The sequence below is a fragment of the Neolewinella sp. genome (assembly GCF_965214665.1).
In the GTDB taxonomy this organism is placed as follows: domain Bacteria; phylum Bacteroidota; class Bacteroidia; order Chitinophagales; family Saprospiraceae; genus Neolewinella.
This window is the reverse complement of the sequence record NZ_OZ243970.1, coordinates 3,350,274-3,361,847: the sequence shown is the minus strand read 5'-3', so window position 1 is coordinate 3,361,847 and position 11,574 is coordinate 3,350,274. Positions and strand designations below refer to the sequence as shown.

The 11,574-nt window shown below is 62.2% G+C and carries 7 protein-coding genes and 1 pseudogene; 4 read left to right on the top strand and 4 right to left on the bottom strand.

From position 1 onward, the window contains the following. The first annotated feature begins 8 nt into the window (after positions 1–8). Positions 9–1,466, top strand: coding sequence for a RagB/SusD family nutrient uptake outer membrane protein (locus ACOOHD_RS14465; protein ID WP_420458590.1), 1,458 nt, complete (start codon positions 9–11; stop codon positions 1,464–1,466). Between the two features lie 156 nt (positions 1,467–1,622). Here ACOOHD_RS14465 and ACOOHD_RS14460 read toward each other — a convergent pair whose 3' ends face one another. Both ACOOHD_RS14460 and ACOOHD_RS14455 read right to left on the bottom strand, forming a co-directional pair. Further along, complete coding sequence (locus ACOOHD_RS14460; RefSeq protein WP_420461435.1) at positions 1,623–2,177, bottom strand: SGNH/GDSL hydrolase family protein; 555 nt, start codon at positions 2,175–2,177, stop codon at positions 1,623–1,625. Between the two features lie 45 nt (positions 2,178–2,222). After that, positions 2,223–3,551 (bottom strand): annotated as a pseudogene (locus tag ACOOHD_RS14455) (M24 family metallopeptidase); the annotation flags it as partial. A gap of 269 nt (positions 3,552–3,820) precedes the next feature. Between ACOOHD_RS14455 and ACOOHD_RS14450 the strand changes: the two are divergent. Then, a complete protein-coding gene (locus tag ACOOHD_RS14450; RefSeq protein ID WP_420458589.1) occupies positions 3,821–4,807 on the top strand; it encodes a polysaccharide deacetylase family protein in 987 nt (328 codons plus the stop codon). Between the two features lie 315 nt (positions 4,808–5,122). After that, a complete protein-coding gene (locus ACOOHD_RS14445) occupies positions 5,123–5,749 on the top strand; it encodes a transposase (protein WP_420458588.1) in 627 nt (208 codons plus the stop codon). A gap of 76 nt (positions 5,750–5,825) precedes the next feature. On the opposite strand, the gene ACOOHD_RS14440 is transcribed toward ACOOHD_RS14445, so the two are convergent. Continuing rightward, complete coding sequence (locus ACOOHD_RS14440) at positions 5,826–6,638, bottom strand: SDR family NAD(P)-dependent oxidoreductase (RefSeq protein ID WP_420458587.1); 813 nt, start codon at positions 6,636–6,638, stop codon at positions 5,826–5,828. 29 nt (positions 6,639–6,667) lie between these two features. Next, complete coding sequence (locus tag ACOOHD_RS14435) at positions 6,668–8,893, bottom strand: patatin-like phospholipase family protein (protein ID WP_420458586.1); 2,226 nt, start codon at positions 8,891–8,893, stop codon at positions 6,668–6,670. Positions 8,894–9,147: 254 nt separating this feature from the next. Here ACOOHD_RS14435 and ACOOHD_RS14430 point away from each other — a divergent pair, with 254 nt between their 5' ends. Beyond that, positions 9,148–11,385 carry a hypothetical protein gene (locus tag ACOOHD_RS14430; RefSeq protein ID WP_420458585.1) on the top strand — a complete coding sequence of 746 codons (2,238 nt, stop codon included), beginning with the start codon at positions 9,148–9,150 and terminating at the stop codon, positions 11,383–11,385. Positions 11,386–11,574: the final 189 nt, after the last annotated feature.

Here is an 11,574-nt window from a genome sequence, read left to right as displayed (position 1 = left end):
CAGCTACCATGAAATCCCCTCTTCCCGCCCTGTTGCTTGCCGGTGTAGTTTTAGTCGCCTCCTGTAACGAGGTGCTCGACCGTACGCCGCAGGCCGAGTATACCCTCGAGAACTTCTTTCAGACCGAGGAGCAGGCCGTACAGTCCGTCAACGCCGTGTACAACCAGTTGCGGCAGTGGCAGACGCACGTTTTTGCCTACATCGGCATGACCGACATCGTCAGTGACGACGCCGATAAGGGAAGTATCCCCTCGGATGCCCAATTTCTTGCCGATATCGATAACTTCACCTATACGCCTACCAACGTGGCTCCGGCCACCGTCTGGAGCGGCTACTACACGGGCATCTTCCGGGCGAACCTGGCTATCCAGCGCATTCCCGACGTGCCGGAAATGGACGAGGACCTGCGCACTCGGCTCATTGCCGAGGCCCGGTTTCTACGCGCTTACTACTACTTCAATCTGGTGCGTTGGTTTGGTGATGTACCCCTGATCCTGGAGTCGTTCCCCGAAAACTTCGAGATCCCGCGCACGCCCCGCGACGAGGTCTACGCACAGATCGAATCCGATCTGCAGGCCGCAGCCGGTATTTTACCCGCTTCCTACTCGGGGGTAGATGTAGGCCGGGCCACCAGCGGAGCAGCCCGAGCTATGCTCGCCAAGGTAGCTCTTACCCGTCGGGACTTCCAGACCGCCGCCGACCTGGCCCTGCAGGTGATCAATAGCGGTCAGTATGCTCTACTGCCCAGCTACTCCGAGATCTTCACCGCGGCCGGGGAGAATAGCAGCGAAAGCATCTTTGAGGTACAGGCCGCCGCCTTCGAGATCGGTGGCGGAGGCTCGCAGTACAACGAGGTGCAGGGCGTACGGGGCACCCCTAACCTGGGTTGGGGATTCAACCGGCCCAGCGACGACCTGATTGCCGCCTTCGAGCCGGGTGATCCGCGGCGGGAGGCGACCATCCTCTACGTCGGCGAGGTACTGCCCGATGGGTCGGCCATCGTGGAGGATAACCCCAACATCGAGGGCGAGCGCTACAACCAGAAGGCCTTCGTGCCCGACCACCCCGGTGGCAACGGCAACGGACCGGGCAACGTGCGCGTGCTGCGCTACGCCGATCTGCTCCTGATCGCCGCCGAGGCCCTGAACGAGATCGGCCAGTCGGAGCAGGCCCTGGAGTACCTCAACCAGGTACGCACCCGCGCCCGCGGCAATGCCTCCGGTGTGCTGCCTGACGTGACGACCACCGACCAAGCCGCCCTGCGCGAGGCCATCTACCACGAGCGCCGCGTGGAGCTGGCCCTAGAGCAGCACCGCTGGTTCGACCTGGTGCGCACGGGTCGCGCCGCCGAGGAGATGCTGCCGCTGAAGCCCAACTTCACACCGGGGAAGAATGAGTTGTTCCCGATTCCGCAGACCGAGGTGGATTTGAGCCAGGGGGCGCTGGAGCAGAATCCGGGGTATTAGATTGGCACGGCATCACTGCAGCGAGGCCCTGCGCGCCTGCGGCGCTACTGACCTCGCTGGGTAGGGCTCCCCCTCCGGGGAAGCGTATGGGTGGGGTAACTGCGCCTTCACCAGCACTGCACCTGCGGCCGCGCCCCCAGTAAAACCTGCCCTGAATTACGGCGCCAGCCGCTCGATCCACCGCCCAATCACCTCCCGCCAAATAGCATAACCCGCCGCATTCATATGCAAATTATCCGCTACGAAGATGTCATCGCGCACCTCGCCGTTTTCCTGTAGCGCGGGCGTCCAGACGTCGGCGAAGTAGGTGTGATCGGTGCCATCGGCGTAGGCTTCCAGCAGCGCGTTGGCCTCCTCGTACGCTGCCCGTAAATGCCAGCGGGCCACGCTGGGCTTGGGTGAGATAAAGACTACCGGGGTATCCGCACCGAGGTGGGCGGCAATAGAGTCACGCAACATACGCGCCTGGGCGAGTACCTGCGCGGGCGTATCGCCGGCATTGATGTCGTTATCGCCCTCGTAGACGAACACCACGCTGGGTTGGTAGGGGTACACCACCCGGTCGGCGTAGTACTGGAGATCGGAGAACTCGCTACCACCGAAGCCGCGGTTGAGTACCTGATGGTCAGGGAAGTCCTCGGCCAGGGATTCCCAAAAGCGGACCGAGGAGGAGCCGGTAAAGAGGATAGCACCGGGAGCCGGGGCATCCACGCTATCGGCGCGCTCGAAGGCCTGGATCTCGCCCTCGAAGCGGGTAGGGTCAGGCTGTGGGGCGATCAGGTAAAGCTCCTCCTGCCGCCCGTCAATGTAGGTGAACTGCTCCCCATCCCAGAAGCCGTCCTCCTCCATCATCATGCGGATATCTTTGCCCCAGTCGGCCAGCTCCACGCGGGTGTTGAGCTCGATGCTGTAGGCGGTACTGGGGTACAGGGGGTAGTCGCCCGACCCGGGTACGCCGCCCTGCTGGTCCCAGAGTCCGATCGTGGGGCCGGCCGCGTGCCCGTGGTAACCGATGGGATGGGTGTACACCGTAGGCCGCAGCCCCTCCTCCTGGCCCTGCACCAGCGTCCGCGCCAGGAGTTCGTTGCCCGTCGCGCCATCCTGGAAATTATCGGTGAGGATGTCCATGACGCGCCGGCCCTGCATGAATGCTTCCCGTAGGTAATCCGGGGCCTCCGTCTCGCCGGGGCGCAGCACGTAGGCGTTGTGCTGGGTGTCGGTATTGAGGCCGCAGTAGGTGATGCCGTAGTCGCAGTGCAACAGGTCACCGGGCTGAATGACGGTCGCACCGGGCCGGCTATTGAAGGCGTAAAGGCTGTCTTTCTCTGCCCGCTGCACGTCGACGCTGGGGTGGAACCACACCCCCAAGCCCAACTCCCGGGCCCGCTCGCGCAGCTGCCAGACGACGTCTTCCGTAGTGGTCACGCCGGGGGTCACGACCTTGTTGCTGAAGGCCTCGGCGATGATGTAATGGGCTACCGACATAATGTGCCGGTAGGTCTCCATTTCGGCCGGGATGCGGGTCTCCAGCCAGCCAATGGCGAGGTCTTCACCGCTTACCACGCGGTCGGCAAGCTCCGTGGGTAGGTACGCTTGCAGCTGGTCGTAGTGGTAGGCGGTGATGCCGTCGGCCAGTCCGAAGGTTGCGCTGCGGTTTACGGCGATCTTCTGCGGGTTGCGCTCTTCGATCAGCTTGGTGAGGGCCCGCCACTGGTCGGGTTCCGCCTCCGGGTCCCAGGCCTTTTGGAACACGTCGCCGACGTCGTAGCGCGCGCAGGCCAGGGTCTCCAGCGGTCGGCCGTCGCCCGGGTCGTAGATCACCAGCATGGTGGTACGGCGGGCGCCCATCCAGGTACTCGGCAGCATCGTTTCCAGCACCGGGTCTTCGTTGTATTCCCGGCTGATGAGCAGCCACATATCGACGCCAGCGCGGCGCATGAGATCGGGTAGCACGGTGGTTGCGCGTTCCTTTAGCCAGGCGTCTTCGAGCTCGCCTTGCTGGCGGAGGGTGAGGATGGGTGGGGGACTGTCCTGGGCGTAGAGGGTGCCGGATACGAGCAGTAGGCAGAGGAGGATGCGGGTCACGGTAGCAGTGTTAAATGTGACAAGGTAAGGGCGGGGGCGCAGGTGCAATGTTGGTAGTGAAGGCGGCGGACCTGTCTCGTAGTTGCCTTCCCCGGAGGGGGAGCCCTAACCCAGCTAGGTCTGTACTGCCGTAAGGCAGTAGGGCCTAGCGAATTATTCCAGCCAGCGGTAATCCAGTCAACGTACTGACTAAATTCACGTGAATTTAGTCAGTACGTTGACCGTTTTTCGGTTTGCACCGCCCCCAGGCGGTAAGTCCCCCCACAGCCATGAAGAAACTCACCCCCTACCTACTCCCCCTCCTGCTAGCCAGTTGCCAGCCCAACCCCGAGCCCACCGCAACCCCCCCCGATAGTTATCGGGGCTATCAAGGCCCCGCCCCCGCACCCCCCGAGTCCCAACCCACCCTAGCCCTCACCTTCGACGACGGCAGCACCACCGACATTCTCGACTACCCCTTCACCGAATGGAACGCCATGATCCTCGACGCCCTAGCCGCCGAAGACCTCCAGGCCACCTTCTTCGTCACCGGAGCGAATAAGCGCGACGACAAAGGCCGCTACCTCCTCCAAAGCTGGTCCGACGCCGGCCACCAGATCGCCAACCACAGTTTCACCCACGCCAACTTCGGTGCGGAAACCGCTACGGCCGCCGACCTACGCCGGGAACTCGCGCAAACCGATGCCATCCTCGCCGACTACGCCGGCTACACTAAGCTCTTCCGCTTCCCCTACCTCAAGGAGGGCAATACCCCAAAAAAGATCGCCGCCTACCGCGCCGTACTCGCCGAGGCCGGCTACCGCAACGGCTACGTGACCATTGACGCCTCCGACTGGTACGTCAATGGAGAGCTGATCGCTAACCTGCGCGAGAAGGGTATGGATAGTCCAGATCTAAAAACCTACCGCACCTTCTACCTCCAGCACCTACTAGATCGCGCCACCTACTACGACGACCTGGCCTACGAGCTGACCGGCCGCCACGTCCCCCACACCCTCCTGCTGCACCACAACCTCACCTCCGCCCTCTTTGTCGATGACCTCATCGATACCCTACGCATAGAAGGCTGGGACCTGATCGACTCCCGGGAGGCCTTCTCCGATACGCTCTATACCCTGGTGCCGAGTACAGAACGTGCCGGAGAAAGCCTGATCTGGTCACTGGCTAAGGCCGCAGGAACGTACGAAGATCGGCTGCGGTACCCGGCGGAGGATAGCCGGTATGAAGAGGGGAAACTGCGTGCGCTGGGTTTGTGAGGGGTCTTGCCCTCCCGCAGCGCCGCTGTTTGGTCGCTCCAGCTCGTATAGCAAGCTGGGTCCTAAGAACCCGCTAATTGAGGAGATGAGCTAGCCACCAAACTGCCTCTGCATAAAGCGCTTCAAAGGTATGAGTTTCCATTATTTCCTAGGCTGGGATGTCAGCAAATCCACCCTAGACTACTGCCTGCTGCTGGACCGCCGGGGTCAAGCACTACACCGCGGCAACATGGCCAATACAGTAGTGCCCGCCATTCGCAAGTTCTTCCAGCGACTGTGCACCCAGCTCGGTGCCCAGGCCACCGCCATGCTTCAGTGCGTAGAAAACACGGGGGCCTACACGGCCTCCCCGGTTACTCGTTATACACCGGGCTACTGCGCGCCGCAGGCCGCCCCCTCCTGGATACCACCACCACCACCACCACCGGCGCACGCATCATTGGCCGGCAGGTGCAGCAGATGAAAAAGAACCTAGCCGAACTCAATGCCCGTCTAACTGCCCTAATGCAAGAGGATGAACGGATGCGTCGCTTGTACCGCATCACCCAGTCCGTGCCCGGCAGGGGCCCGAAGAACTCCCTGGTCGTGCTGGCGCTGACGCAGTTGTACCAAAAGATCTCCACCGCCCGGGCCTGCTGCGCCAGTTACGCGGGTATCTCGCCCCATACCTACCAAAGCGGCAGCCAGAGTGTACGGCGCAAACCACGTACTTCCAAAGCCAGTAGTGCGGAGCTTAAAACGGCCATTCATCTGGGAGCGATGAGTCTGATCAAACACGACAATCTGTATCGTCAACGCTACGATCGGTTGCGCGCCAAGGGCAAAGCCCATCGGTCGGCCATCAATGCGGTGAGGAACAAAATGCTACGCGTCCTCTACGCCTGCATCGAAAAAGACACCCTCTACCAAAAAGATCGCCATGTAAGCTTGCATTTTCCATAGCAATCCGTATCCTCCGTGGTGAACCTTCCCAGCGCTGCCGGAGGCAGCATCGAACGGCGCGGTCCTAGACCGCTTCTTACAGAAACTGCTCGGGTTTGAACCACCGCGCCAACACCCGCTCATAACTCCCCGGCATAAGCCGCGTAATCTTATCGACCCAGTACGCATCCCGCCCGATCAGCAGCCGCTGTTGCTCCTTCTCGATGGCCCGGATGATCTTCCCGGCCGCCTCCCCCGCCGTCGTCTTCGCCTGCTTCTCAAAGTTGCGCAGGAAGCGATCGCGCGCCGGTCCCTCCTCCATCTCCACGTTGCGGTGGATGTTGGTGGCGATGCCCCCCGGGTGCACGCAGCAGATGTGCATGAGCTTACCCAGCTCCACCCGTAGCGTCTCGGTGTACCCCCGTACGCCGAACTTACTTACGTTGTACGGTCCCGAGCCCGGGAAGGCGAAGAGCCCGAAGACGCTGCTGATATTGACCAGGCTAGCCTCCGGCTGCTCGCGCAGGTAGGGCAGGAAGTACTGCGAGCCGTAGATGACGCCCCAGAGGTTCACGCGCAGGGTTTTCTCGTAGTCTTCGATGGGGAGCTTGGTCACCGACTGCTGCCGTACGCTCATGCCGGCGTTGTTGATCACCACGTCTACCCGACCTAGCTTTTCCATGGTTTCCTCAGCGAAGCCCTGCATCGCCTCCCGGTCCCCGACGTCAAAGACCTTCCGCAGGCCCCGGGTCCGCTCTGGCAGCTCGGCCCAGGTCTCCTCTAATCCTTCCTCCTTCCAGTCATTGAGCACTAGCACGGCCCCGCGCGCCGCCAGCTGCCAGGCCAGCTCGCGACCGATGCCGGAGCCCGCCCCGGTGATGACTACTACCCGCTGCTTGAAATCTTGCATGCTGTAAGGTAATGGTCGTCGGCCGACGATTAAAACCAGTGGCCCAGATTAAAATGCAGCGCACTCCCCTCCGTCCCGTACCCCCACGTTAGTTCGATGGGGCCAAGGGGGGTAGAGATACCGTACCCCAACACCCCCGCCCCCAAATAAGTCGCATCGATAGAGCTAGGAAAGTTTTCCGGATTCCCCAGCCGCGCCCCCCGCGCCCCCACGTGCAAGTAGTGGTTGCTGAACAGCCGCCGCCGCCAGAACACCTCGGCCAGCAGCAGATTACTTCCCGAGGCTTCCCCTAGCGGTAGGCCCGGGAAGGCCTTAAAGTTGTTGAACAGTTTCTGGTTGTTACTACCCAGGTAGTAGCGGTAGGGAAGACTGCTACCCGCGAAAAAGCCCCCCGCACTAAGGTCCAGACCCAGGCTGTGCTTTTCCCCGAGGGGCAGCAGGCCCAGAAAGTCCAGATCGCCGTTCAGCGTAAAGCCCTCCGCGTCGCCGGCGAAGCGATGCACCGCCCGGGCCTCGGCCCGCATCCGGAACCCCCGCAGCGCGAAGTGCGACTGGTCCAGTTTGTCGTATAGGAAGTAGGTCTTACCCACGAAGTACACATCACGCTGCAGCGCGAAGAGGCCAGTGGTATCTGCGGCCGCCAACTGATCCGACCGGGTGCTGTAATACTTCAGTCCACCCGCCACGCCGGTAAAGCTATTTTGGGTCTGCCGCAGGTCCCAGTACAGCTCCCCACTCAAGTCGTTGAAGCGGAAGTCGAGCCGGTCCAATGTCACCTGTAGCGGATCAACGGCCGTCTCCGGCACGTCGAAGCCCACATCGGCGTAGTCCAGTGTACTCCGCAGCCCGAAGGCCGAGCCGTTTATCCGGTTCATGCGGTAGTCGAAGCGGTAGCGGATGCGGTTGCCAGCAATCAGGTCCAGACTGGCCTGGCTATTGTCGACGAGCACGTCGTACACGGTCAGGTTGGCGAGCAGGTTAGCGCGGTACACCGGGTCGTAGTGCAGTCCCAGCCGCAGCTGCTGCCCGAAGGAGGGCGTCTGCTCGAAGGTCAGCTCCAGAGCCACCGCATCCTGACGGTCGTCCAGATATTCCCAGTCGTAATTGATGTTGGCGTAGCGGCCGGTGACGTGCAGGGCGGTGAGTCCGCTGCGGAAGTTCTCCCAACTGATCCGCCCCGGCAGTGTATCTGGAAAGTAGCTCAGGATCTGCCGGTCCGAGAGCTCCTCGCTGCCGGTGACGGTGAGCTTTCCCACGTTGAGGTACTCCGGTACCCGCGCCGCCGAGGTATCCCGGGTCGTAGAGGCATCGCCCTGTAGCGCAGCCAGCGAGTCGAGTTGTGGTTTCATGGCCAGCGCCGCCCGGTAGCCGGCGTCGATCAGCGTATCAATGTCACTAAAGCTGAGCACCGAAAAGCCCGTCAGGTCCGGTTTGATGTCCATGTCGGTCACCTCGTACTGCTCCACATTGCGGCGGTTGGCCTGGAAGAAGGCGATTTGCATGATCAACTCGCCCACCCCACTGATCTCGCCGGCCTTCAGGGGGTCGGACTCTACGCTGATCCCCAGGATATAGTCCATCCCCTTAGCCTTCACCTCCTCGGCTGGGTAATTGTTCGACACACCGCCGTCAGTGAGCAGCCGCCCGTCGAGCTCGTAGGGGCTCAGGACTCCCGGCAGAGCGGCACTGGCCCGCATGGCCTCGGCCAGCATACCGGTTTCCAGCACCACAGCATCCCCCGTCTCCAGGTCCGTAGCCACGGCCAGGTAGGGGATCGGCAGCTTACTGAAGTCGCGGATATGGCCCACCCGCGCCGTCCAGTTGGCAAACAGGTCATGCACCCGCTGCCCGTCCGAGAGCGCCGTCGGTAGCTGAATCCCGAAGTCTTCCATCGAGATCGACAGCAGGTACTTCTCCTGGTACAGCTTCTCGTAGATCGTACGGTCCTGCCGCTGCACCGCATCCTGTAGCTCACTCAGGATATCGATACTCCGCAGTAATTCTTCCAGTTGGTCGGCACTGTAGCCGGCGGCGTAGAGCCCCCCTACGATAGCCCCCATACTCGTACCGCCGATGTAGTCGATCTTGATACCGGCCTCCTCGATCACGCGCAGGGCGCCGATGTGGGCGTAGCCCTTAGCTCCTCCTCCGCTGAGCACGAGGCCTACCTTCATTTGTTCTTGCTGTGCGTGCAGGTGGGCGGGGCCGCAGGTGCAGAGCAATACGAGAAGCGGCAAAGAAAGCAGGCGATGCATGGGGCGAAAGTAGCTGTTGTCCGGCTCCCGGCTTCTCAGCCGGGTCGACCGGGCCGTGGAGGCCCAGCAACTGAGACGTGTAGCTCCCACACGGTTCCCGGCTTCCAGCCGGGGCGACCAAGCCGTGGAGGCTTGGCAACTGAGATGTGAAGCTCCACGTCTTGCCGCCCGTATTACGCCGGTCACTGCTAAGGCTCTCGCACTCGTAGAGTGCTTCGGACGGCGCTGCTACAAGCAGCTTCGTACTTTTAGGCGTGCGGTATCTCTGCCTTGCCCTTGGCCTGTTCGTTTGCACCCGCGGCCCCGCCCAGTGCCCCGTACCGCTGAGCCACACCTACCGCTTCCTGAACCCCCGGGTGGTGGACTATACCTCTCAGCTGGCCCCCTTCTTCCTGCACTTCGGGGCGGCCTACCGCGAGCAACTGGCCCAGCCCGCCGAGCTGCAACGAACCGAGAATGTGACCGAATGGCAGGAACGCTTCTGCGACCAAGCCCCGACGGCGGATATCGAGGCGGTGGTGTACGGTAATACCCTCGGACTACTTCAGCGCCTACGCCAACTAGTGGACGTAAAAGAAGCAAAAACCGCCGACCTACCCGCCCAAGTGCAGACCAATGCCTTTGCGCACCACCTGCTCGAAGCCAAGTGCACGGAGGTGATCGATTACCTCCTCTTCGCCAAGCAGTGCGAGCCCCACGTGACGCGGTCGGAGAATGCCTTCACCAAACAGCAGCCCGCCCGGGCCGAAATGGAAGCTCTGATCGAGCGGGGACTGGAGGCCTTCCCGAAAACGGAGAGCCACTACGTGCGCCTGCGCTACGCCTATCAGTTGGTACGCCTGGCCCACTACCTAAAGGAATACGCCTACGTACTGGAGCTGTACGACTACCTGATGCCGAAGGTGGACGCCGACCCCAGCCTGATCTACGACTGGGTGGAGGGGCACCGGGCCGGAGCGCTCCAGTCACTGGGCAACTACGCGGAGTCGGCCTACCTGTTTAGCCGCATCTTCGAGCGCAGCGCGAGTAAGCGGGAGAGCGCGTACAACAGCTTTGTGATACAGACCGACGAGCAGTGGCGGGAGGCTCTGCTGCTGTGCCAGAACGACCACGAGCGGGCCATGCTCCACGTACTGCGCGCCCACAACGGCCGGGCGGTGGTGGTGGTGGAGCTGCGCGACATCTACGCCTACGAGCCCACCAACCGGGCCCTGGAACTGCTAACGATGCGCGAGTTGCAGGAGCTGGAGCGGGAGTTGCTGGGGGAGAATCTGCGGTCGGCGGCGGTGCGGGAGGGCACGAAGGAGCGGCTGATCGAGCTACAGACCTTCGTCAACCGGGTAGTGGAGGAGGGGAAGTCCGAGCACCCCGACTTCTGGCTACTGGCCCGGGGGGTGCTAGAGCTGCTGGCGGGCGACTACTTCTTCGCCCAGGAGACCTTCGCTAGGTTGGCCGGACGCACCGAGAGCGATACTATCCGGCAGCAGGTGGCAATCCTAGCGGACATTGGAGAGGTGCTGGCACTCAGTCGGGTTACCGACTCGGTGGAGCTGCACTACTACGAGCTACTGTCGGATGCTGACCTGCGCACGCGCTACCCGGCCTTCCGCACGCTGGTAAATGATAAACTTGAGCTGGTGTACCGTAAATCGGGCCGCACCGCGAAGGCTGACCTACTGCGCTACGGCTTCGACGCCATCCGCAAGAACCCCTCCATCGACGCCCTGCGCGCCCTCGACCGCATGGCCGATCCCCTCAACCGCAACCGCTTCGACCGCGCACTACTGGCCGACCGGGTGGGCCCCCATGCCATCGACGACATCAACAACCTGCTCGGCAACGACTTCCTACAGCGCGGACAGTGGAAGGCGGCCCTGGAACTCTACCGCCGCATCCCGGCCGAGCGTATCGATGACTATGGTCGCTTCGTGCCCTTCGAGCGGCAGTTCGCCGACCGCGTGAGTTACGTGCCCCCCGCCAATGCGACCACCTACAACAAAGTGCAGCTTTTAACCCGCCTTGACGAGTTGGAGGAGGAGGCCGACCGCACGACCAACGACACCCTTGCCGCGCGCAACTACTTCACTATCGGCCTGGCCCTGTACAACCTGAGCTACTTCAGCTACAACTGGTCCTTCGCCGATGCCTTCCGCTCGGGCACGAGTGCGGTACGGGCTGCCGCCAGCGCTACGCCCACCGATGTATTCCCTCACGTTAACGCCCCATTAGGCAACCGCGAGCACCTCAGTATGGACCAGCCGCGCTACTACTTCGAGCGGGCCATGCGCCGGGCTCCGGATAAGGAAGCCGCCGCCCTGGCCACCTACTACGCCGCCAAGACCGAACGGAATGAATACTACGCCCGTGGCCGTCCGGGGGGCTCGCGGCCCTTTACGTACTTCCGACTGCTGCAGGAAAATTACCGGGATACACAATTTTACGATCGGGTGGTGGAGGAGTGTAAGACTTTTGCGTGGTTTGTGGGGAGGTAGTTGTTGCGTTGGTGAGTTGTTGCGTTTAAGGAGATGCTCGCTTCACTCGTCTAGGCGTTACTGCTGGCACTGCACCTGCGGCCCCGTCCAATCTATACAGCACTTACGCCTATCACATCTGCAACACCTATCACACCTCCAACGACCGCAACCCAACAACTCAATAACTCACCAACGCAACAACCCAAC

What these genes read in the sequence shown, in the direction of transcription:
- ACOOHD_RS14465 (WP_420458590.1), top strand. Translation starts at nt 9, where the DNA reads ATGAAATCCCCTCTTCCCGCCCTGTTGCTTGCCGGTGTAGTTTTAGTC.
- ACOOHD_RS14450 (WP_420458589.1), top strand. Translation starts at nt 3,821, where the DNA reads ATGAAGAAACTCACCCCCTACCTACTCCCCCTCCTGCTAGCCAGTTGC.
- ACOOHD_RS14440 (WP_420458587.1), bottom strand. Translation starts at nt 6,638, where the DNA reads ATGCAAGATTTCAAGCAGCGGGTAGTAGTCATCACCGGGGCGGGCTCC.
- ACOOHD_RS14435 (WP_420458586.1), bottom strand. Translation starts at nt 8,893, where the DNA reads ATGCATCGCCTGCTTTCTTTGCCGCTTCTCGTATTGCTCTGCACCTGC.